This is a genomic window from Bacillus pretiosus, assembly GCF_051294775.1.
Lineage (GTDB): Bacteria > Bacillota > Bacilli > Bacillales > Bacillaceae_G > Bacillus_A > Bacillus_A wiedmannii.
Window position 1 is genome coordinate 1 of the sequence record NZ_JBPPHF010000004.1, and the last position, 23,339, is coordinate 23,339.

The following is a 23,339-nucleotide window of genomic DNA, read 5'->3' on the forward strand; positions in this document are numbered from 1 at the left end:
CTCTCAGGTCGGCTACGCATCGTTGCCTTGGTGAGCCGTTACCTCACCAACTAGCTAATGCGACGCGGGTCCATCCATAAGTGACAGCCGAAGCCGCCTTTCAATTTCGAACCATGCAGTTCAAAATATTATCCGGTATTAGCCCCGGTTTCCCGGAGTTATCCCAGTCTTATGGGCAGGTTACCCACGTGTTACTCACCCGTCCGCCGCTAACTTCATAAGAGCAAGCTCTTAATCCATTCGCTCGACTTGCATGTATTAGGCACGCCGCCAGCGTTCATCCTGAGCCAGGATCAAACTCTCCAATAAAGTAAGTTTGTCTAGCATCTAAAAATAAAAATTGACGTTTCACGTTGTTTGTTTCGTTTAGTTTTCAAAGTTCAACATCGCGTTTCAGCGACTTTCATAATATATCATAGTATATTATTTTCGTCAACAAGTTTTTTAAGATAATTTGTATCTCTCATTTGCTGACTCTGCCTATTATATAGAGTTTTCCATTGCTATGCAAGTATTATTATAAAAAAATAAGAGGAGGAAAAATCCCCCTCTTATTCTTCAGAAGAAACCTCTTCATTAGATTCCTCTTCTTCATCTTTCTGTGCTTTTGCTACCGTCGCTACCTCTTGCTCATCCTCTAATCGAATTAGACGAACACCTTGTGTATTACGTCCCATTTGAGAGATTTGATCAACTGGCATACGAATAATAACACCTGCTGCCGTAATTAACATGATATCTTCTTCACCTGTTACAGATTTAACAGCTACTAATTTACCGTTTTTATCTGTAATATTACAAGTCTTCAGACCTTTACCACCACGGCTTTGTAGACGGTATTCATCAATAGGTGTACGTTTTCCATAACCATTTTTCGTTACGATTAGAACATTTACATCCTCTTCGACAATTTCCATGCCTACAACTTGATCTTCATCACCTAATGTAATTGCTTTTACACCAGCCGCATTACGTCCCATAGAACGCACATCTTGCTCGTTAAAGCGAATTAACATACCATTGCTTGTTCCTACAATAATATCCTTATCACCAGATGTTAAACGTACAGATATTACTTCATCCTCTTCACGAAGAGAGATGGCGATTAAACCATTCGTACGTATATTTGCAAATGATGAAAGTGGCGTTCTCTTAGAAATACCTTGTTTTGTTGTGAAGAATAAGAATTCATCATCACCAAATTCACGAATTGGAATAATGGCGTTAATCCATTCACCCTTATCTACACCTAATAAGTTAATAATAGGTATACCTTTTGCTGTACGACTATACTCTGGGATTTCATATCCTTTCGTACGGTATACTTTCCCTTTATTAGTAAAGAATAAAATGTGATCATGCGTAGAAGTAGTTAATAAATGCTCTACGAAATCATCATCATTTGTTCCCATTCCTTGCACACCACGTCCGCCACGGTTCTGTGTTTTGTACGTAGAAGCCGGTAACCTCTTAATATAACCATTATGAGTTAACGTAATAGCGATGTTTTGTTCTGGAATCAAATCTTCATCTTCAATAAATTCCATGCCACCAATTGTAATTTCCGTTCGTCTCTTATCATTGAAGCGTTCTTTTACTTCCGTTAATTCTTCACGAATAATCTCAAGAACTTTCTCTTCATCTGCTAAGATTGCTTTTAATTCAGCGATTAACTTCATTAAGTCTTGATATTCTTGCTCAATTTTTTCACGTTCTAATCCTGTTAAACGTTGCAGACGCATATCTAAAATTGCTTGTGCTTGTTTCTCACTTAAACCGAAACGTTCCATTAAGCCTTGTTTTGCAATATCTGCTGTTTTCGAACTACGAATTAACGTAATAACTTCATCTAGATGATCTAGAGCAATTCGTAATCCTTCTAAAATATGAGCACGCGCCTCTGCTTTTTCTAATTCATAAGCAGTACGTCGACGAATTACTACCTTCTGATGCTCCAAGTAATGATATAAATTTTGTTTTAAATTCAGTACTTGTGGCTCTCCATTTACAAGAGATAACATATTAATACCGAAACTTGTTTGAAGTGCTGTATGTTTATATAGATTATTTAATAGTACATTGGCATTGGCATCACGGCGTACTTCCATAACAATACGCATACCGTTTCGATCTGACTCATCACGTAAATCCGTAATACCTTCAATTTTCTTATCACGAACTAATTCTGCAATTTTTTCAATTAATCGCGCCTTATTAACTTGATAAGGTAGTTCAGTTACGAGAATAGATTGTTTACCATTTGACTTCTCTTCAATTTCAACTTTAGCTCGAAGCATAATAGAGCCTCTACCTGTTTCATACGCTCTTCGAATCCCACTTCGTCCCAAAATTAAACCTGCTGTTGGAAAATCTGGTCCTGGAATAAACTCCATTAATTCCGCAATCGTAATGTCGGGATTATGGCTTAGTGCCAATACACCATCAATTACTTCACCGAGTTGATGCGGTGGAATATTCGTTGCCATACCTACCGCAATACCCGTCGTACCATTCACTAATAAATTAGGGAAACGCGCTGGCAATACAATTGGCTCTCTTTCAGAACCATCATAGTTATCTTGATAATCAATCGTATTTTTTGAAATATCACGTATTAATTCCATAGAAATCTTAGACATTCTTGCTTCTGTATAACGCATCGCTGCTGCTGAATCACCATCAACAGAACCAAAGTTACCATGCCCATCAACAAGCATATAACGTTGACTAAAATCTTGCGCCATACGTACCATCGTCTCGTAAACAGCTGAATCACCGTGAGGGTGATACTTACCGATTACTTCACCGACAATACGCGCTGATTTTTTATACGCTTTATCAGCTGTAATTCCTAAATCATTCATCGCATATAAAACCCTACGATGCACAGGTTTTAATCCATCACGAACATCTGGTAATGCACGAGATACGATAACACTCATTGCGTAATCTAAAAACGAGGTACGCATTTCATGACTAATATTAATTTCTCGAATTCGTGCTTGTTGTTGATTGTCTGACATCAACCAGCACCTCCTCTTACATTTCCGTTACACATACATTGATTTATATGTAGAAGACAGGAATACTTGGATTCCTGTCATTACCCATTTAAATATCAAGGTTTTTCACGTATTTTGCATTTTCTTGGATAAAGTTACGACGTGGCTCTACTTTATCTCCCATCAAAATTTCAAATGTTTCATCCGCTTCAATTGCATCTTGAAGTGAAACTTGAAGTAATGAACGTACTTCTGGGTCCATTGTCGTCTCCCATAACTGAGTTGGATTCATTTCCCCTAGACCTTTATAACGCTGAATCCCCGGCTTAGGTTGGGCTGGTAATTCAGCTAAGATTTTTTCAAGTTCCTTATCATTGTAAGCATATTGAATTTTCTTACCTTGTTGTACTTTAAACAAAGGTGGCTGTGCAATATATATATAACCGCACTCAATTATTTGACGCATATAGCGATAGAAGAACGTTAATAATAGGGTACGAATATGCGCACCATCAACATCGGCATCCGTCATAATAATAACTTTATGATAGCGTGCTTTTTCAATAGCGAAGTCTCCGCCGATATTTGTACCAATCGCCGTAATAATTGTACGAACTTCATCATTTGATAAAATCTTATCTAAGCGTGCCTTTTCAACATTAATAATTTTACCCTTCAGCGGTAAAATTGCTTGGAAATGACGATCACGTCCTTGTTTTGCAGACCCACCCGCAGAGTCACCCTCTACGATATAGATTTCACTAATTGCTGGATCTTTAGAAGAACAGTCTGCCAATTTCCCTGGTAAACTTGAAACTTCTAAAGCACTCTTTCGGCGAGTTAACTCACGAGCCTTTTTAGCTGCTACACGCGCACGCGCTGCCATCGTCCCTTTATCTATAATCTTACGTGCAACATTCGGATTTTCCAGTAAGAACTTTTCAAATGCCTCTGAGAATACTGACTCTGTAATTGTTCTTGCTTCACTATTTCCAAGTTTCGTCTTCGTTTGTCCTTCGAATTGTGGATTTGGATGTTTAATTGAAACAATCGCTGTTAAACCTTCACGAACATCTTCACCAGTTAAATTACTATCCGCATCTTTTAAAATATTATTTTTACGACCATAATCGTTGATCACACGAGTTAAGGCTGTTTTAAATCCTACCTCATGTGTACCACCTTCATACGTATGAATATTATTTGTAAATGAGTAAATATGATTTGTGTATCCTTCGTTATATTGAAGCGCAACTTCAACCTGAATACCATCTTTTGAACCCTCTACATATACAGGTTCTTCATGAATTGGCTGTTTTGAACGATTTAAATGTTCAACATATGATTTAATTCCACCTTCATAATGGAATTCTTTCTTCTGTTTATGTTCACGTTTATCTTCAATTGTTAATTTAATATTACGATTTAAAAATGCTAATTCGCGCATACGAGTTGCTAACGTATCAAATTCGTATACTATTGTTTCCTGAAAAATTTCTGGATCTGGTTTAAATCGAGTTATCGTCCCTGTTTGATCTGTGTCACCAATGACTTTTAAATCCGCAACCGGGATACCTCTTTCGTATTTTTGATAATGGATTTTGCCTTCACGATGTACAAATACCTCTAGTTCTGTTGATAGAGCATTTACTACAGATGCCCCAACACCATGCAAACCACCAGAAACTTTATAACCCCCACCGCCAAACTTACCACCAGCATGAAGAACGGTCATTATAACTTCTACAGCAGGACGTCCCATTTTTTCTTGTATACCAACTGGAATACCACGTCCATTATCCGTTACAAGAATACTATTATCTTCTTCGATACTAACGTTAATTTCATCACAATACCCTGCAAGTGCTTCATCAATACTATTATCGACAATTTCCCACACAAGATGGTGAAGTCCTTTTCCACTTGTAGATCCAATATACATCCCAGGGCGTTTTCGAACCGCTTCTAATCCTTCAAGTACCTGTATCTGACTTTCATCATATGAGTTTTCTTCCATTTGCTTTTGTTCCATTGACACAAAGATCACCTACTTTTCCATTTAAATAGGGATTACGCCCTATCTATTTCACAATCTACCGTGCCGTTCGTTACATGAATTGTTTTCGCTTCTTTTAATGTTTCGTGTTCAATTCCGTCGACACTCGTCGTTGTCACAAATGTTTGCACTTTTCCTTGAATTGTATTTAACAGATGCGATTGACGATAATCATCTAATTCTGATAATACATCATCCAATAAAAGAATCGGATATTCCTTAACTTCTGAGTAAATCAATTCAATTTCAGCTAATTTTAGGGACAGTGCGGTCGTTCGTTGTTGTCCTTGCGAACCAAAGACTTGAACATTTTTACTATTAACGAAGAATTGTAAATCATCACGATGAGGACCAATTAAAGTCGTACCACGGAAAATCTCACGTTGTTTCACAGATTGAAAATTTTCATAGTATACTTCTTTTATTTTCGACAAATCCATTGATTCTGATACATCTACACTTGGTTTATAGACAATTTCTAATTCTTCTAATCCGCGGCTTATACCGCGATGAATTGGAGCTGCCCATTCTTGTAGTAAATGCAAAAACTCAAACCGTTTTTGCAATATTTTTGCACCATGCTCAATAAGTTGAAGTGTAAATACATCCAACATCGTTTCCTCATTCTTACTATTCCCTTGCATCTTTTTCAGCAAGTGATTTCGTTGCGTGAGCACCTTTTGATATTGACTCAATTCATACAAATAGATTGGAGCTATTTGGCCTAATTCCATATCTAAAAAGCGTCTTCTTACTTGAGGGCTTCCTTTTACAAGATTTAAATCTTCTGGGGCAAACATGACAACATTCATCATGCCAATATATTGACTCAATTTTTGTTGTTCAAGTTGATTTAATTTTGCCTTTTTACCTTTTTTCGAAATATTTAATTCCAAAGACAAAGAACTATTTCTCTTTTGTAATTTCCCTTTAATTTGACCGAAGTCTTCATCCCAACGGATAAGCTCGCGATCATTAGAGGTTCTATGAGATTTCGCCATCGCTAAAACATAAATAGCTTCCATCAAATTCGTTTTCCCTTGTGCGTTTTCACCGATAATCACATTCACTTTATCTTCAAAGGAAAGCTCTAACTTTTCATAATTGCGATAGTTTTTTAATTGTATTTCTGAAATAAACAAAGGGCTCCCCCTTTATGCCTGAACTTGGAAACTTCCGCTTCCTGGAATTTCAATAATATCGTTCGCATATAATTTGCGGCCTCTTCTATTTTCAAGTTCTTGATTCACGTACACTTCATATTCTTGTAAAAACCATTTTACAGCGCCACCTGTATCAATTACATCGGCTAACTTCAAAAATTGTCCTAGTGTAATATACTCTGTTGAAATTTTAATACGTTTCATAAAATCGCTCACTTTCTGAAAGTGTTCATTCTTTCATTGTACTAAATAAACTAACATTAGGAAAGTAATACCCAAAAATCAAATAAGGGCTACTAGTATCTGAAAACTAGCAACCCTTACTTCTTACTTAGTAAGTACGAACCGGTAAAATTAATTGAATAATGGACTCATCATTTACTGTACGAATTAAGAATGGTCTCATCGCACCAGTAAAGCTAATTTTAATTTCAGTACTATCTAAAGCTTTTAGTGCATCCATCATATATTTTGCACTAAAAGATATTTTTAACTCTTCCCCATCCATCTTTTCACATTGAACTTCTTCTACTACTTTCCCAATTTCTGGTGAATTCGAAGAAATTTCTAGCATTTCCTGTTCTAAAGTTGATAATTTTACAACATTATTACGACCATCCCTTGCTAATAAAGATGCACGATCAATCGCTTGTAAAAATTCTTTTGTATTTACAAAAATATCTGTTTTACTTTCGGCTGGAATTAAACGAGTTGTATCCGGATAATTACCTTCTAACAATCTTGAGAAGAATAATAAATGCTTTGTACGGAATAATACTTGATACTCCGTAATAACGATATCTACCATTTCTTCAGACTCATCTAGAATTTTGCTTAATTCATTTAAGCTTTTACCTGGAATAACAACATTCGCTTGAAATTCATCTGCGATTCCTTCGATTTTTGCTTTTCGAAGAGCTAACCTGTGACTATCTGTAGCAATGCAAGTTAATTCGCTGTTATATACTTTCCAGTTTACACCTGTCAAGATTGGTCTTGTTTCAGAAGTGGAAACTGCAAATACAGTTTGTCTGATCATATGTTTCAGTAAATCTGTTGGGATCTTAAAAACATGATGTTCTTCAATTTGTGGTAACAATGGATATTCAGCAGAATCTAAACCATTTAAATTAAACTCTGATTTTCCAGAAATTATTTTTGTCATAAAATGATTTTCCACAGAAATTTCGACAGTCTCTTTAGGTAATTTTTTTACAATCTCACTAAAATATTTTGCTTGTAAAATAATACTTCCTGATTGTGCTACTTCTACGATTTCTTTTCCATTGTCTTCAACTGGGATAAAAGATTCAATAGAAATATCAGCATCGCTTCCTGTTAACGTAACTCCTTCTTCCGTAGCGACAACTTTAATTCCTGTAAGGATCGGAATTGTTGTACGAGAAGAAACAGCCTTCATTACATCTTGTACACTTCTTACAAGATAGTCTTTTTGTATTGTAAAACGCATAAAGAAAAACCTCCGGTAAGTATAATATTTTATTTAATTAATAAAGATAAAAAAATAGTAGTAATAGTAATAGGGCCTGTGGATATGTGGATAACCCCGTTGAAGGATGTAAAAACAGTCTATCTACATGTGGATAGACTGTGCGTAAAACAAGGGAAGTTATTCACACTATTCAGCTACTACTTTAAAATATCGTTAATTTCTTCAACTTGTTTTTGTAATTGCGTATCCGTTTTAAGCAGCTTAGAAATTTTTTCATGAGCATGGATAACTGTTGTATGATCACGTCCACCAAATTCTTCACCGATTTTAGGTAAGGAGTAATCTGTAAGTTCGCGTGATAAATACATTGCAATTTGGCGAGGGAAGGCAACTGATTTTGTTCGCTTTTTCGCCTTGAAATCTTCCAGTTTTATTTGATAAACATCCCCGACAGCCTTTTGAATATCATAAATGGAGATAATTTTTGGTTTAGAATTTGGAATAATATTTTTAAGTGCTTCAGCTGCTAAATCAGCATTAATATCTTTGTTAATTAAAGATGAATAAGCTACAACTCGGATAAGTGCACCTTCTAGTTCACGAATGTTTGAATCAATTTGATTTGCAATATAAAGCATAACCTCATTTGGTATATCGAGTCCTTCAGCCTTTGCTTTTTTACGTAAAATTGCAATTCGTGTTTCTAAATCTGGTGGCGTAATATCCGTAATGAGTCCCCATTCAAAGCGAGAACGAAGACGATCTTCTAAAGTTGGAATTTCTTTTGGTGGCCGATCACTTGAAATTACAATTTGTTTACTTTCTTCGTGTAATGCATTGAATGTATGGAAAAACTCTTCTTGAGTTTGTTCTTTTCCTGCTAGAAATTGAATATCATCTATCAATAAAACATCTACATTACGGTATTTATTACGAAAATCGACCGCTTTATTATCACGAATAGAATTAATGAATTCATTTGTAAATTTTTCTGATGATAAATATACAACCTTTGCGTTTGGGTTATGTTCAATTACATAATGACCAATTGCATGCATTAAATGGGTCTTTCCGAGTCCAACTCCCCCGTAAATAAAGAGGGGATTATATGCTTTAGCTGGCGCTTCGGCTACGGCCAATGAAGCAGCGTGAGCAAAACGGTTACCAGAGCCAATAACAAATGTATCAAACGTATATTTTGGATTTAGCATACTCTGTGGTAAATGATTAGAATCATCTTGTGCTGAATTTGGTTTAGAAGGAGGAAGATCAATCTCCTCTTCAGCTTGACTTTGGGGAATAATAAAGCGAATAGCTAATTTTGCCCCCGTTAAATCATAAAGTGTTTCCGAAATTAGCTCTGAATAATGAGATTCTAACCAATCACGAGCGAATTCATTTGGAGCTGTAATTGTTAACACATCTTTCTTTAAATTATGTGCGGTTGTTGATTTTAACCATGTTTCATAACTTGGTTTACTGACCTTTTTTTCTAGTTCTTTTAAGGCGCTGTTCCATAAATCAGAGATGTTTTCCAAAGGTGTCCCTCCTTTACTAAGATGGTAAAAGAATAAGGTTGCGCAACAAATGTACAACCTAAATAAATATAAAATGTATATTTATACGAAACGTATTTTAAAACCTAAAAACGTCGTTTGTATATGAGATAGGGTTTTCGACAAAAAAAGCAAATGTGGATAAGTATTTACCCACATGTGATTAAAACTGTCCACATGTTATACACAAATTGTGGATAAGGTAAAGGTGTGGAAAACTTATTCAAAGTGAAAACACAACTATAATATCAAAAAAAAGTAGCTATAGCAATGAATTTAAGAAAGTTATCCACAAAATCAATACCTTGTGGAATAAACTTGTCCACAACACGATATACTGTGTAAAAGTACGAAAAGGGTTTGTGGATATAAAAACCGAGAAAAAACATTTATCCACAAGGAAATATAGGGTCTGTGAAAAAGTATGTGAATAGGTTCAAAATGAATATTTGATGAAAATTTCGAGAACCATTGACATTTTCCTAGTTGATTAACTATAATTTATAGGACTGTCTTTAACAGATATTCCTCAGGGAGGTGTCATATAATGAAAAGAACTTACCAACCAAATAAACGTAAGCGCAGCAAAGTACATGGTTTCCGCAGCCGTATGAGCACAGCGAACGGACGTAAAGTGCTAGCAGCTCGTCGTCGTAAAGGAAGAAAAGTATTATCTGCGTAGACCACTGATCGTTCAGTGGTCTTTTTTTCTAATAATAGTGAATTTCCACTGATGAACTACAGGAGTGTCAATTGATATGAAGAAAAAATATCGTATAAAAAAGAATGATGAATTCCAGACGGTTTTTCAAAAAGGAAAATCGAATGCTAACCGTCAGCTTGTTGTCTATCAACTAGATAAGGGAGAGCAGCCAAACTTTCGTATTGGCCTTTCTGTCAGCAAGAAAATAGGAAATGCAGTAGTGCGTAACCGAATTAAACGTATGATCCGCCAGTCGATCACAGAATTAAAAGATGAGATAGATTCTGGAAAAGATTTTGTTATAATAGCAAGGAAGCCTTGTGCAGAGATGACATATGAAGAATTAAAGAAAAGCTTAATTCATGTCTTTAAACGCTCTGGTATGAAAAGAATAAAAAAGTAGCGTAAGGAAATGAATTACACTATATACATACCGAAACAAGGAGGAGCAGGCTTTGAAAAAGAAAATAGGTTTACTAGCCATGGTTATTGCATTAATGGCAATTGCTACTGGCTGTAGTGAAGTGAATCAGCCGATTACACCGAAAAGTACTGGAATTTGGAATGAATATTTCGTATATCCGCTTTCTCAGTTAATTACGTATTTTGCCAACTTATTTGGTAGTAATTACGGTTTAGCAATCGTTGTTACAACTCTTATCATTCGTTTTGCATTATTACCATTAATGATTAAACAAACGAAGAGTACGAAAGCAATGCAGGCGTTACAACCAGAAATGGTTAAGTTAAAAGAGAAATATAGTTCTAAAGATCAAGCAACACAGCAAAAACTACAACAAGAAATGATGCAGTTATATCAAAAAAATGGTGTAAACCCATTAGCAGGATGTTTACCAATATTCATTCAGATGCCTATTTTATTCGCGTTTTACCATGCGATTATGAGAACAGCAGAAATTAGTAAGCATACATTTTTATGGTTCGATTTAGGGCAGGCAGATCCGTACTATATCTTACCGGTTGTTGCGGCAATTACGACATTTATTCAGCAAAAGCTTGCAATGGCAGGAACAGCTGGTCAAAATCCGCAAATGGCAATGATGATTTGGCTTATGCCAATTATGATTTTAGTCTTTGCAATTAACTTCCCAGCTGCATTATCACTTTACTGGGTTGTTGGTAATATCTTTGGTATCGCTCAAATGTACTTGATCAAGGGGCCAGAAATTAAGGCTAGTAAGGCAGAAGGATCAAGCAAGTGAGTGTAATTACTGCTAAAGGACAAACAGTCGAGCTGGCAGTACAAGATGCTTTAAGGCAACTAAATGTTCTAAAAGACCGAGTAGATATAAATATTATCGATGAGGGTAAAAGAGGGTTCCTAGGTTTATTTGGGAATCGACCTGCAGTAGTAGAAGTTGTATTGAAGAAAGATCCGATTCAAGAATGTGAAGAATATTTAAAAAATATTATTCATGATATGGGTGTGGAAGCTGAGATTAGTAAAATTGTAAAAGGACGCGAAGTTGAATTTACAATTTCTGGCGAAAACATAGGTGTTTTGATTGGGAAAAGAGGAAACACCTTGAATTCTTTGCAGTATTTAACAAAACTTGTGGCGAATCGTAGTACGAAGCAGTATATTGGCATCACACTAGATGCTGAAAATTATCGTAGTAAAAGAAAAGCTACATTAGAAGCACTTTCTTATCGATTAGCAAAACAAGTAGTAAGTACGAAAAAAAGAGTTGTGTTGGAGCCTATGCCATCTTTTGAACGAAAGATTATCCACCAAGCATTATCTAATCATCAAAATATCATTACAACTTCTGAAGGAAAAGAACCACATCGACATGTTGTAATATCTTCCAAGTGACCGGTTACTCAATTGAGTGCCGGTTTTTTTGAGGGGAAAATAGGTGTGGATAACTAAAAAACACTAAACTTATCCACTGTGAATAAGTTTAGTGTTTTTTACATGAGGACATAATAAAATGAGTTATTATTCTTTTGTAGATAGGTTCGTTATGGTATTCTAATAATTTAGTGAAGAAAATAATCATGTTGAAATAGAGATAAATAAGCAAGTGAGGTGAAAGGACATGGAATTTGATACAATTGCCGCGATTTCCACAGCGCTTGGAGAGGGTGCAATTGCCATTGTTCGAGTAAGTGGAGATGATGCGGTTGAAAAAGTTAATCGTATTTTTAAAGGGAAGGATTTAACAGAAGTTCCTTCTCACACAATTCATTATGGTCATATTGTGGATTTAGATACAAATCAGGTTATTGAAGAAGTGATGGTATCTATTCTGCGTGCACCAAGGACTTTTACACGTGAAAATATAGTGGAAATTAACTGTCACGGCGGACTTGTTTCGGTAAATAAAGTATTGCAGCTTATTTTAGCGCAAGGAGTACGATTAGCAGAGCCTGGTGAATTTACAAAACGTGCTTTTTTAAATGGCCGTATTGATTTATCACAAGCAGAAGCTGTTATGGACTTAATCCGTGCAAAAACAGATCGTGCAATGAACGTAGCGATTAATCAAATGGAAGGACGATTATCTAAATTAATCGGCCGTCTGCGTCAGGACATATTAGAAACGTTGGCTCATGTTGAGGTAAACATAGATTACCCGGAATATGATGATGTGGAAGAAATGACACATAATATTTTAATTGAGAAGGCTACACATGTTCGTACGGAAATTGCAAAAATATTAGAAACATCGAAGCAAGGAAAGATTTTACGTGAAGGTATTGCTACTGCAATCATCGGTAGACCTAACGTTGGGAAGTCATCGCTATTAAATAGTCTTGTTCAGGAGAAAAAGGCAATTGTAACTGATATTGCAGGAACAACTCGTGATGTTATTGAAGAGTACGTTAATGTGCGTGGTGTACCACTTAAACTTATAGATACAGCCGGGATTCGTGAAACAGAAGATGTTGTTGAACGAATTGGTGTAGAACGTTCAAAAGAAATGATGAGCCAAGCTGATTTAGTGTTAGTTGTCGTTAATTATAGCGAGGCTTTAACGCATGAGGATGAAGATCTATTCCGTGCCGTACAAGGAAAAGATTTCATTGTTATTGTAAATAAGACAGATTTATCGCAAGTAATCGATATGGAACGTGTTATAGAATTGGCAGCGGGAAATCGTATTATTACAACATCGTTAATTGAGGAACAAGGAATAGATGAGCTTGAAAAGGCAATAGCTGATTTATTCTTTGAAGGAACAATTGATTCTGCAGATGTGACATATGTTTCTAACGCGAGACATATTGGATTATTAACACAAGCAGGAAAAACAATTGGAGATGCAATTGAGGCAATAGAAAATGGTGTTCCAATTGATATGGTGCAAATTGATTTAACAAGAACGTGGGAAATACTTGGTGAAATTACTGGTGATACCGTCCATGAAAGCCTAATTGACCAGTTGTTCTCTCAATTTTGTTTAGGAAAATAATATAGCGATGTTTGAGAAAGATAGAGATTTTTAGGAGGAATAAACAATGGGATACAATGCCGGTTCATACGATGTCATAGTAATCGGTGCAGGTCATGCAGGATGTGAAGCTGGTCTTGCGGCAGCACGAATGGGCTCCAAAACATTAATGTTAACAATTAATTTAGATATGGTGGCGTTTATGCCATGTAACCCTTCTGTTGGTGGACCAGCAAAAGGGATTGTTGTTCGGGAAATTGATGCATTAGGCGGAGAAATGGGACGCAACATCGATAAAACATATATTCAAATGCGTATGTTAAATACAGGTAAAGGACCAGCTGTACGCGCGCTTCGCGCACAAGCAGATAAGTTTTCTTACCAGCATGAATTAAAGAAAACAATTGAAGAAACACCAAATCTAACGTTGTTCCAAGGAATGGTTGAGCGTTTAATCGTTGAAGATGGCGAATGTAAAGGGGTAGTTACGCAAGCTGGTGCTGAATATACAGCCAAAACAGTTGTAATTACGACTGGAACATTTTTACGCGGTGAGATTATTATGGGAGATCTAAAATATTCGAGCGGTCCGAATAATCAACAACCATCTATTACTTTATCCGAGCATTTAGAGGAGCTTGGATTTGATCTTGTTAGATTTAAAACAGGTACACCTCCGCGTGTAAATAGTAATACGATTGATTACAGTAAAACAGAAATTCAGCCAGGTGATGATAAACCACGAGCTTTCTCTTTTGAAACGACAAAATTTATTATGGATCAAATTCCATGTTGGTTGACGTATACAAGTACGGAAACACATCGTTTAATAGATGAAAACCTACATCGCTCAGCTATGTATTCTGGTATGATTAAGGGAACAGGACCTAGATATTGTCCTTCAATTGAAGACAAAGTAGTAAGATTTAATGATAAACCACGTCATCAAATTTTCTTAGAGCCAGAAGGACGTAATACACAAGAAGTGTATGTACAAGGTTTATCCACAAGCTTACCAGAAGATGTGCAACGTGATATGCTTAGAACAATACCTGGCCTAGAAAATGTTGAAATGATGCGTACAGGTTATGCAATTGAATATGATGCAATCGTGCCAACACAACTATGGCCAACACTTGAAACGAAAAAAATTAAGAATTTATATACAGCAGGACAAATTAACGGAACTTCTGGTTACGAAGAGGCGGCAGGACAAGGGCTTATGGCTGGGATTAATGCAGCATGTCGTTCTTTAGGTAAAAAAGAAGTTATTTTAGGTCGCGCGGATGCTTATATTGGTGTCTTAATTGATGACCTTGTAACGAAAGGGACAAATGAACCATATCGCTTATTAACATCTCGTGCAGAATATCGCCTATTATTACGCCACGATAATGCTGATCTTCGTTTAACTGAAGTTGGTCGTGAAATTGGATTAATTAAAGAAGAGCGCTATGAGCGATTTACAAATAAAAAATTAAAAATTGAACAGGAAAAGGAACGTTTAAGCAGCATTATTATTAAACCACGTCCTGAAGTTCAAGAATTAATTCGTAGTATTGGCGGAAGTGAATTGAAAGATGGAATACGTGCAAGTGACTTATTACGTCGTCCAGAGATGACATATGAGCATATTCATCTTTTAGTACCAAGCGAAGTAGAATTAAGTGATGAAATTACAGAACAAGTTGAAATTCAGATTAAGTACGAAGGATATATCGAAAAATCCTTACAGCAAGTAGAGCGTATGAAGAAAATGGAAAACAAAAAAATCCCTGTGGATATTGATTATGATGCGATTTCTAGCCTTGCCTCAGAAGCGAGACAGAAATTGAAAGATGTGCGTCCACTTTCAATGGGGCAGGCTTCACGTATTTCTGGCGTGAATCCAGCGGATGTTTCTATTTTACTTGTGTATATTGAACAAGGAAAAATTGCGCGAGTATCGAACCAATAAATAGTAAGGAGATATTGTTAGATGAACATAGAACAATTTCAATCTATGCTAGAAGAGAAGGGTATCACCCTCTCTTCTAGACAGTTAGAGCAGTTCGAAATCTACTTTGAAACATTAGTAGAGTGGAATGAAAAAATGAACTTAACGGCTATTACGGAGAAAGAGGAAGTATATTTAAAACACTTTTTTGATTCCATTACAGCTGCTTTTTATTATGATTTTTCAGAACCATTCTCAATTTGTGATGTTGGCGCAGGAGCCGGATTCCCAAGTATTCCTTTGAAAATCTGTTTCCCGCACTTAAAAGTAACAATTGTAGACTCATTGCAAAAACGTATTAACTTCTTAAATCATTTAGCACAAAAGTTGGAATTAGGTGACGTTGCGTTTTGTCACGATCGTGCGGAAACATTTGGGAAAAAAGAAGATGTACGTGAATCATACGATATTGTAATGGCACGTGCAGTCGCGCGTCTTTCGGTATTGAGTGAGCTATGTTTACCACTTGTAAAAGTTGGGGGAACATTCATTGCAATGAAAGGTGCCGCAGCAAACGAAGAAATTGAAAATGGCAAGTATGCTTTAGAGGTGCTAGGTGGGAATTTAAAAGAAATGTCTACGTTCCAATTACCGTTTGAAGAAAGTGAACGTAATATTTTATTAATCGAGAAAAAGCGCAAGACACCAAAGAAATATCCACGCAAACCGGGAACACCCAATAAATTACCTATTGAAAAATAAATCTTATTAGACGTAAGATTAAATTATATAAATGAAAACGTAAATGTTTCATAGGAAACATTTTATGGAGAATAGTCAATAGGCCTAAAAGGTGGTGGAATATGTATGAAAAATACGTTTTCTCGTTTATTTGGCTTTGGAGATAAAGAGAGCGAATTCGAATTACAAGACGAAAGCCATGAAGAAATAGATAAAAAGGTATATGAAGAAATACAAGAAATTCCGATAGTAAATATTACCCCTAACCGTTATCAACCACGAACAGTTTTTGATGATGCACGAATTGAAGAGCTAGCACTAACGATTCGTACACATGGGCTGATTCAGCCGATTGTTGTGAGGCAATATGAGGATGACAAGTACGAGATTATCGCTGGAGAAAGGCGTTTCCGTGCGGCAACAAAGTTAGGGTGGGAAAAAGTTCCTGCAATTATAAAGAACTTAAATGATACAGAGACAGCTTCTGTAGCTTTAATTGAAAACTTGCAACGTGAGGAACTAACAGCAATCGAGGAAGCTGTGGCATATCAAAAGCTAATTGAGTTACATAATTTAACACAAGAAGCATTGGCACAACGACTTGGAAAAGGACAATCCACAATCGCAAATAAGTTGCGATTGTTAAAGTTGCCTGAAGAAATAAAACGTGCGTTATTAGAAAAAAGTATTACAGAACGTCATGCCCGCGCTCTCATTCCTTTAAAGAATGAGGAATTACAACTGAAGGTTTTACAGGAAATTGTGGAGAAACAACTGAATGTAAAGCAAACAGAGGAACGAATTGCGAAATTACTAGAGGAAGCCAAACCGAAGCGTAAGGCAAAGCAAAAAGCAGTAAGTCGAGATACGAGAATTGCCATGAATACAATTAGGCAGTCATTACAAATGGTTGCTGACAGTGGTTTAAATGTTAATTCTGCGGAAGAAGAATTTGATGAGTACTATCAAATTACAATTAAAATTCCGAAGAAAAAATAATAATGGCGTGTTAGAGACCTTATCCTACTGGATAGGTCTCTTTTACTATATTTTCTTGTTAGATGAAGAAGGAGTTTAGAAATAAATTTTGAAGTTTAATAAGGACGTAAAAGAAAAACTTTTATTTCATGTTACAATAAACGTAATTGTTACTAGAATAAGATAGAAAGGTTGAAAGTAGGTGACATCATGGGAAAAATCATTGCTATTGCCAATCAAAAAGGTGGCGTTGGAAAAACAACAACATCTGTTAATTTAGGGGCTGGATTGGCACAAGTAGGTAAAAAAGTCCTTCTTGTAGATATTGACGCTCAAGGAAATGCAACGACTGGTGTGGGAATTGAAAAATCCGAATTAGATCAATGTATTTACAATGTTCTTGTGGAAGATGCAGAGGTTCAAGGGGTTATACGTAAAACCGCAACTGAAAACTTAGATGTTCTACCCGCTACAATTCAATTGGCAGGTGCTGAAATTGAATTGGTACCGACTATTTCCCGGGAAGTACGTTTACAAAGGGCATTACAGCCAGTTCGTGATGAATATGACTATATTATTATCGACTGTCCCCCGTCCTTAGGGTTATTAACGATTAATGCATTAACCGCAGCAGATTCTGTTATTATTCCTGTTCAATGCGAATATTACGCACTAGAAGGATTAAGTCAGCTATTAAATACAGTTCGACTTGTGCAAAAGCACTTAAATAAAAATCTAGCAATTCAAGGTGTATTGTTAACGATGTTGGATGCCCGTACGAATTTAGGGATTCAGGTTATAGATGAAGTGAAAAAATACTTTAGGGATAAAGTATACCGTTCGATTATTCCTCGTAATGTTCGTTTAAGTGAAGCACCAAGTCATGGGAAACCAATTATGCAGTATGACGCTAAATCAAGAGGGGCAGAAGTATATATAGATTTAGCAGAGGAAGTGATTGCAGGTGGCTAAAGGATTAGGAAGAGGAATTAATGTGTTTTTTCCTGATTTAGATGTGAAAGAAGAAGAGGCAATTCAGGAGATTGTGATAACTGAATTAAGACCGAATCCATATCAACCACGTAAACACTTTAATAAAGAGGCAATTCAAGAATTATCGGCCTCTATTAAAGAGCACGGCATATTGCAACCGTTAATTGCTAGGAAGAGTATTAAAGGATATGAAATTGTTGCAGGTGAAAGAAGATATCGTGCTGCCAAAGAGGCAGGGCTCGAAAAGGTACCTGCTGTTGTAAGACAATTAAATGAGCAGCAAATGATGGAGTTTGCATTGCTTGAAAACTTACAACGAGAAGATTTAAACCCAATGGAAGAAGCAATGGCATATCAAATGTTAATGAATGAGCTAAATGTAACGCAAGAACAATTAGCAAAACGTCTTGGTAAGAGCAGACCTTACATTGCAAATTATACGCGGTTATTAAGCCTCCCTTCTTTTGTGCAAGATATGATTGCAAATGGTCAACTTTCAATGGCCCATGGGAGAACTTTGCTTACTATAAAGGATGAAGAACAATTGAAATCTTTATTAAAACGAATCGAAAAAGAAGGATTAAACGTTCGTCAATTAGAGAAAATTGTTCAGGAGATTAATCAACGCGTTTCACGTGAAACAAAACAAGTGAAAAAAGAGAGAAACATATTTTTCGTAGAACGCGAAACGTTCTTAAGAGAAAAGTTTGGCACAGATGTGAAAATTAAAGAAACGAAAAAAGAAAAAGGTAAAATCGAAATTGAATTTTTTAATAAAGAAGATTTAAATCGTATTTTAGAATTATTAGCGCAGAAAAACTAAAAAGCAAACCATCTTATTATTTATAGATGGTTTGCTTTTTTTAATACAGATAATTTTTGGTCTGTTTCTTTTATACTTTGTGCAATTACATCAGCCATTTTCATGACTAAACTTAATCTTGTATTTTGCAGGACGAAAAACTCCATAAAACCATTTAGATTTACGATGCCATGAATATGTAAATCACCAACTGCAGGTAATTTTTTGTTCATCGCAGCTCCAGGTTTACTAGGCCCCATTCCGGTAGTGATGGAACCGATGTTTTGAGACTTTCCTAAACAGGCATCAACCGCAACTATAAATGAAGTAGGGTTATCTTTCTGTATATTCTGAATTTTTTCTTCTAAATTTAGGGCATGCACTGGCTCATCTAGTGTACCGAACACTTGGAAATTTTTAATTCCTGCTTGTTCTAGTTTCGTACCGACTAACGGACCGAGTGCATCGCCTGTAGAACGATCTGTTCCGATACAAACGAGAATAATCGGTATATTCGTTTTAATAGGGATATGGGAAAGTAAGAAGTTACTAATTGTCTCGGAGGCTTCTACGTCTTGGTGCATAACATTTTGAGTTTCTTTTTCGAAAAAGGGTAAGCGAAAACTTCCAATATTCATGAAGCATCCATCCTTTTAATAAATTTTCAAAATATGTTATATGGTGAGTAAAATGGAAAACTATAAGTGCGTACTTCCTGTAAAACTTGAGTGAAAACGGAAATAATAGTACTAGTATATATATATTCGTTCCATTTTATACCTGCATGGAAGTTAACAAATGCAATTAAAGTCATAAAAATTTTTCAGAAATCAGGGTGACTTCTGATACAATAAGAAGGATGATTAAAAAGAAATTTTAGCTGGAGAGGTAGAGGTACATGGATTTAGCGTTGAAATGGTTTGAGTCCATTGATTGGACGAATATAGGTGTGAAATCACTAAAAATAGTCGTTATTTTAATACTTGGTGCAATTATTGTACGAGTTGCGCGTGCAATTGTACGAAATGCGTTTCGTATGGGAAGCCGTTCGCCAATTCAAATTTCAGAACGTCGTACAGTTACAGTAGCGAAGTTACTTGAAAATATTGTGGCATACGTTGTTATGTTCATTATGTTAATTGCGATTTTGGGTGTGTTTAATATTAATGCATCTGGTTTATTAGCGGGTGCCGGGGTAATTGGTTTAGCAGTCGGATTTGGTGCTCAAAGTTTAGTAAAAGATGTTATTACGGGGTTATTTATTTTGCTAGAAGATCAATTTTCAGTAGGTGACTATGTAAAAATTGGTCAGTTTGAAGGTGTCGTTCTAGAAATTGGACTTCGTACAACAAAAGTAAAGAGTTGGACAGGCGAAATTCATACTTTACCAAATGGAAGTATTATTCAAGTTACGAACTATTCAGTTAGTAATAGTGTAGCATTTGTTGATGTATCCATTTCGTATGAGGCTGACATAGCGAAAGCGGAGCAAGTCATTGAAGAGTTATTAGAAGAATTACCTGCACAGTATACGCAAATGGTAGCAAAGCCTCAGTTATTAGGTGTGCAAACATTGGCTGCGTCAGAAGTTATATTACGTGTTATTGCGGAAGTAGAGCCGATGCAACATGCGGTTGTTGCGAGAGCACTTCGTAAAGAAATTAAAAATCGTCTAGATTTACATGGGATTGAAATTCCATATCCACGTATGGTTTTATATAATCGTGAAGAATTGGTGAGTGGAAAAGCAATTTAGTATGGAGAGGGGTTTGGAGAATGGAGCAAAAGCAGTATAACTTGTACGATGTTGTGGAAATGAAGAAAGCCCACCCATGTGGTGAGAATCGCTGGAAAATTATTCGTATGGGAATGGATATCCGCATTAAGTGCGAGGGATGTGACCATTCAGTAATGATTCCTCGAAGAGAATTTGATCGTAAGGTGAAAAAAATACTTGTGAAGCACGAAGAATAGAGAGAAAGTAACAGTTGCAATGGGTAGCTGTTACTTTTTTTCGTTTGGAGGAAACTTGTCATTTTTTTCGTTACTATCTATAATGATGAAAGATTGAGACATAGGAGTGAAAAATATGGGATTAACGGCTGGGATTGTTGGATTACCTAACGTAGGGAAGTCAACTTTATTTAATGCAATTACACAAGCAGGAGCAGAATCTGCAAACTATCCATTCTGTACAATTGATCCAAACGTAGGGATTGTAGAAGTACCAGATGAGCGTTTAAATAAATTAACGGAATTAGTAGAACCGAAAAAAACTGTTCCGACTGTATTTGAGTTTACTGATATTGCAGGTATCGTAAAAGGTGCTAGTAAAGGTGAAGGTTTAGGAAATAAATTCTTATCTCACATTCGCCAAGTAGATGCAATTTGCCAAGTTGTTCGTTGTTTTGAAGACGAAAATATTACACACGTTTCAGGGAAAGTAGATCCAATCGATGATATTGAAACAATCAACTTAGAGCTAATCTTAGCAGATTTAGAATCTGTTGATAAACGTATCGAGCGTGTTGCGAAGTTAGCAAGACAAAAAGATAAAGAAGCAGTATATGAGCATGAAATTTTAGTTCGTTTAAAAGAAGCTTTTGAAGAGGGAAAACCAGCTCGTACTGTTGAATTTACAGAAGAACAAATGAAGATTGTTAAAGGCCTTCATTTACTTACAACGAAAGAAATGTTATACGTAGCAAACGTAAGTGAAGATGATATTATGGATCCTTCTGAAAATAAATATGTACAAATGGTAAAAGAATTTGCTGCAAATGAAAATGCTCAAGTAATCGTTGTATGTGCAAAAATCGAAGAAGAAATCGCTGAGCTAGACGAGGAAGAGAAAAAAGTATTCCTTGAAGAACTAGGCATTGAAGAATCTGGTTTAGATCAATTAATTCGTGCTGCATATGATTTATTAGGACTTGCTACTTACTTCACAGCTGGTGTGCAAGAAGTACGTGCATGGACGTTTAAACAAGGTATGAAAGCACCACAATGTGCTGGCGTAATTCATACAGACTTTGAGCGTGGATTTATTCGTGCGGAAACAGTTTCTTACGAAGACTTAATGACAAACGGTTCTATGACAGCTGCAAAAGAAGCTGGTAAAGTTCGTTTAGAAGGAAAAGAGTATATCGTAAAAGATGGAGACGTTATGCACTTCCGCTTCAACGTTTAATTTAATATTTCCTAGGAAAAATAAAGATATGAGCTTGGCAAATATATTATGTGTTTGCCAAGTTTTTTATGCATGGGTGAGTTGATTCATCTAACTTACTATGATATAATCTAAACTCGTGAGTAATTACTATAAATTAATTGCTCCTTGCCCATTATGGGCCGTTTAGACCAAAAGGAGGTGAAAGTGTAATGAGAAAGTACGAAATTATGTACATCATTCGTCCTGGCGTTGAAGAAGAAGCTCAAAAAGCTTTAGTTGAACGTTTCGCAGGTGTTTTAACAAACAATGGTGCAGAAATCATTAACACGAAAGAGTGGGGTAAGCGTCGTTTAGCTTACGAAATCAACGACTTACGTGAAGGTTTCTACATGATCTTAAACGTGAACTCTAACGCAGAAGCGATTAACGAATTCGACCGTTTAGCTAAGATCAACGAAGACATCCTTCGTCATATCGTTGTTAAAGAAGAAGAAAAATAATTGATATATAAGGGAGAGTGGTTCGATTGATGAATCGTGTTATCCTCGTTGGTCGTTTAACTAAGGACCCTGACTTACGTTACACGCCCAATGGTGTTGCAGTAGCTACTTTTACGTTAGCTGTGAATCGCGCATTTGCGAATCAACAAGGTGAGCGTGAAGCTGACTTTATTAATTGTGTAATATGGCGTAAACAAGCAGAAAACGTAGCAAATTATTTGAAAAAAGGTAGCTTAGCAGGCGTAGATGGACGTCTTCAAACTCGTAATTACGATGGACAAGATGGTAAACGTGTATATGTAACAGAAGTTCTTGCGGAAAGCGTACAATTTTTAGAGCCGCGTAATGGCGGTGGGGAGCAACGTGGTTCATTTAATCAGCAACCATCAGGAGCTGGTTTCGGTAACCAAAGCTCTAACCCATTTGGTCAATCTAGTAATTCAGGTAACCAAGGTAACCAAGGAAACTCTGGATTTACGAAGAATGACGATCCATTTTCAAATGTAGGTCAACCGATCGACATTTCCGACGACGATTTACCGTTCTAATACAGTAAATTAGTTAGTTTTAACAAAGAATGGAGGGAATAGACATGGCAGGACGCAAAGGTGGACGTGCGAAACGTCGTAAGGTGTGTTTCTTCACATCTAACGGCATCACTCGCATTGACTATAAAGATGTTGATTTATTAAAACGTTTCGTTTCTGAGCGTGGTAAAATTTTACCTCGTCGTGTAACAGGAACAAGCGCAAAATACCAACGCAAACTTACAGTTGCAATTAAACGTGCTCGTCAAATGGCACTTTTACCATATGTTGGTGAATAATAGCGTATGAAATGCACAGTAGAGTCCGACTCTACTGTG

The 23,339-nt window shown here is 36.2% G+C and carries 23 protein-coding genes and 1 rRNA gene; 16 read left to right on the top strand and 8 right to left on the bottom strand.

The genetic code is table 11. The features are described from left to right. The 7 genes from ACSG5Z_RS20295 to dnaA form a co-directional block, all read right to left on the bottom strand. Positions 1 to 309: ribosomal RNA gene (locus ACSG5Z_RS20295) — 16S ribosomal RNA — on the bottom strand; the annotation flags it as partial. A 242-nt stretch (positions 310 to 551) separates the two neighbouring features. Then, positions 552 to 3,023, bottom strand: coding sequence for a DNA gyrase subunit A (gene gyrA, locus ACSG5Z_RS20300; protein ID WP_001282859.1), 2,472 nt, complete (start codon positions 3,021 to 3,023; stop codon positions 552 to 554). An 88-nt stretch (positions 3,024 to 3,111) separates the two neighbouring features. Further along, positions 3,112 to 5,034, bottom strand: a complete 1,923-nt coding sequence (gene gyrB, locus ACSG5Z_RS20305; RefSeq protein WP_000435974.1) for a DNA topoisomerase (ATP-hydrolyzing) subunit B — start codon at positions 5,032 to 5,034, stop codon at positions 3,112 to 3,114. Between the two features lie 38 nt (positions 5,035 to 5,072). After that, positions 5,073 to 6,200 carry a DNA replication/repair protein RecF gene (gene recF / locus ACSG5Z_RS20310; protein WP_000470742.1) on the bottom strand — a complete coding sequence of 376 codons (1,128 nt, stop codon included), beginning with the start codon at positions 6,198 to 6,200 and terminating at the stop codon, positions 5,073 to 5,075. Positions 6,201 to 6,212: 12 nt separating this feature from the next. After that, positions 6,213 to 6,425 carry a ribosome maturation protein RlbA gene (gene rlbA / locus ACSG5Z_RS20315; RefSeq protein WP_000821366.1) on the bottom strand — a complete coding sequence of 71 codons (213 nt, stop codon included), beginning with the start codon at positions 6,423 to 6,425 and terminating at the stop codon, positions 6,213 to 6,215. A 127-nt stretch (positions 6,426 to 6,552) separates the two neighbouring features. Beyond that, the gene (dnaN, locus tag ACSG5Z_RS20320; RefSeq protein WP_087981847.1) at positions 6,553 to 7,692 is read right to left on the bottom strand and encodes a DNA polymerase III subunit beta; all 1,140 of its coding nucleotides are present in this window, start codon (positions 7,690 to 7,692) and stop codon (positions 6,553 to 6,555) included. A 179-nt stretch (positions 7,693 to 7,871) separates the two neighbouring features. Continuing rightward, positions 7,872 to 9,212 carry a chromosomal replication initiator protein DnaA gene (gene dnaA / locus ACSG5Z_RS20325; RefSeq protein ID WP_000428027.1) on the bottom strand — a complete coding sequence of 447 codons (1,341 nt, stop codon included), beginning with the start codon at positions 9,210 to 9,212 and terminating at the stop codon, positions 7,872 to 7,874. Positions 9,213 to 9,777: 565 nt separating this feature from the next. Between dnaA and rpmH the strand changes: the two genes are divergently transcribed. The 10 genes from rpmH to spo0J all read left to right on the top strand — a co-directional run bounded on the left by rpmH (position 9,778) and on the right by spo0J (position 18,823). Continuing rightward, on the top strand, positions 9,778 to 9,912 hold the full coding sequence (gene rpmH, locus ACSG5Z_RS20330) for a 50S ribosomal protein L34 (protein WP_000831901.1): 135 nt from the start codon (positions 9,778 to 9,780) through the stop codon (positions 9,910 to 9,912). 76 nt (positions 9,913 to 9,988) lie between these two features. After that, a complete protein-coding gene (rnpA, locus tag ACSG5Z_RS20335) occupies positions 9,989 to 10,336 on the top strand; it encodes a ribonuclease P protein component (RefSeq protein WP_000731505.1) in 348 nt (115 codons plus the stop codon). A 52-nt stretch (positions 10,337 to 10,388) separates the two neighbouring features. After that, positions 10,389 to 11,156, top strand: a complete 768-nt coding sequence (gene spoIIIJ / locus ACSG5Z_RS20340; RefSeq protein ID WP_000726758.1) for a YidC family membrane integrase SpoIIIJ — start codon at positions 10,389 to 10,391, stop codon at positions 11,154 to 11,156. After that, positions 11,153 to 11,770, top strand: coding sequence for an RNA-binding cell elongation regulator Jag/EloR (gene jag / locus ACSG5Z_RS20345; protein WP_087981845.1), 618 nt, complete (start codon positions 11,153 to 11,155; stop codon positions 11,768 to 11,770). Before spoIIIJ ends, jag begins: the two co-directional genes overlap by 4 nt. Positions 11,771 to 11,996: 226 nt before the next feature. Then, positions 11,997 to 13,373 carry a tRNA uridine-5-carboxymethylaminomethyl(34) synthesis GTPase MnmE gene (mnmE, locus tag ACSG5Z_RS20350; protein ID WP_087981843.1) on the top strand — a complete coding sequence of 459 codons (1,377 nt, stop codon included), beginning with the start codon at positions 11,997 to 11,999 and terminating at the stop codon, positions 13,371 to 13,373. Between the two features lie 46 nt (positions 13,374 to 13,419). Continuing rightward, entirely contained in the window at positions 13,420 to 15,309 is a 1,890-nt protein-coding gene (gene mnmG / locus ACSG5Z_RS20355; RefSeq protein ID WP_000541059.1) for a tRNA uridine-5-carboxymethylaminomethyl(34) synthesis enzyme MnmG, read from the top strand. A 21-nt stretch (positions 15,310 to 15,330) separates the two neighbouring features. Next, entirely contained in the window at positions 15,331 to 16,050 is a 720-nt protein-coding gene (gene rsmG, locus ACSG5Z_RS20360; protein ID WP_137014057.1) for a 16S rRNA (guanine(527)-N(7))-methyltransferase RsmG, read from the top strand. Positions 16,051 to 16,155: 105 nt separating this feature from the next. Further along, the gene (gene noc, locus ACSG5Z_RS20365; protein WP_000799025.1) at positions 16,156 to 17,028 is read left to right on the top strand and encodes a nucleoid occlusion protein; all 873 of its coding nucleotides are present in this window, start codon (positions 16,156 to 16,158) and stop codon (positions 17,026 to 17,028) included. Positions 17,029 to 17,217: 189 nt separating this feature from the next. Beyond that, complete coding sequence (soj, locus tag ACSG5Z_RS20370) at positions 17,218 to 17,979, top strand: sporulation initiation inhibitor protein Soj (RefSeq protein WP_087981838.1); 762 nt, start codon at positions 17,218 to 17,220, stop codon at positions 17,977 to 17,979. Then, entirely contained in the window at positions 17,972 to 18,823 is an 852-nt protein-coding gene (gene spo0J, locus ACSG5Z_RS20375; RefSeq protein WP_001051814.1) for a stage 0 sporulation protein Spo0J, read from the top strand. The genes soj and spo0J overlap by 8 nt, the downstream gene beginning before the upstream one ends. 20 nt (positions 18,824 to 18,843) lie before the next feature. Here spo0J and yyaC read toward each other — a convergent pair whose 3' ends face one another. Continuing rightward, entirely contained in the window at positions 18,844 to 19,440 is a 597-nt protein-coding gene (gene yyaC, locus ACSG5Z_RS20380) for a spore protease YyaC (protein WP_087981836.1), read from the bottom strand. 260 nt (positions 19,441 to 19,700) lie between these two features. Between yyaC and ACSG5Z_RS20385 the strand changes: the two genes are divergently transcribed. From ACSG5Z_RS20385 to rpsR, 6 genes are all read left to right on the top strand, one after another. Further along, complete coding sequence (locus ACSG5Z_RS20385; protein WP_000362298.1) at positions 19,701 to 20,558, top strand: mechanosensitive ion channel family protein; 858 nt, start codon at positions 19,701 to 19,703, stop codon at positions 20,556 to 20,558. Positions 20,559 to 20,578: 20 nt separating this feature from the next. Beyond that, positions 20,579 to 20,776, top strand: a complete 198-nt coding sequence (locus tag ACSG5Z_RS20390) for a DUF951 domain-containing protein (RefSeq protein WP_000436051.1) — start codon at positions 20,579 to 20,581, stop codon at positions 20,774 to 20,776. A 115-nt stretch (positions 20,777 to 20,891) separates the two neighbouring features. Next, on the top strand, positions 20,892 to 21,992 hold the full coding sequence (ychF, locus tag ACSG5Z_RS20395; RefSeq protein WP_000524660.1) for a redox-regulated ATPase YchF: 1,101 nt from the start codon (positions 20,892 to 20,894) through the stop codon (positions 21,990 to 21,992). Positions 21,993 to 22,183: 191 nt separating this feature from the next. Continuing rightward, complete coding sequence (gene rpsF / locus ACSG5Z_RS20400) at positions 22,184 to 22,474, top strand: 30S ribosomal protein S6 (RefSeq protein WP_001233781.1); 291 nt, start codon at positions 22,184 to 22,186, stop codon at positions 22,472 to 22,474. Positions 22,475 to 22,500: 26 nt separating this feature from the next. Further along, on the top strand, positions 22,501 to 23,022 hold the full coding sequence (ssb, locus tag ACSG5Z_RS20405; RefSeq protein ID WP_000981963.1) for a single-stranded DNA-binding protein: 522 nt from the start codon (positions 22,501 to 22,503) through the stop codon (positions 23,020 to 23,022). A gap of 44 nt (positions 23,023 to 23,066) precedes the next feature. After that, on the top strand, positions 23,067 to 23,300 hold the full coding sequence (rpsR, locus tag ACSG5Z_RS20410) for a 30S ribosomal protein S18 (protein WP_000918874.1): 234 nt from the start codon (positions 23,067 to 23,069) through the stop codon (positions 23,298 to 23,300). Positions 23,301 to 23,339: the final 39 nt, after the last annotated feature.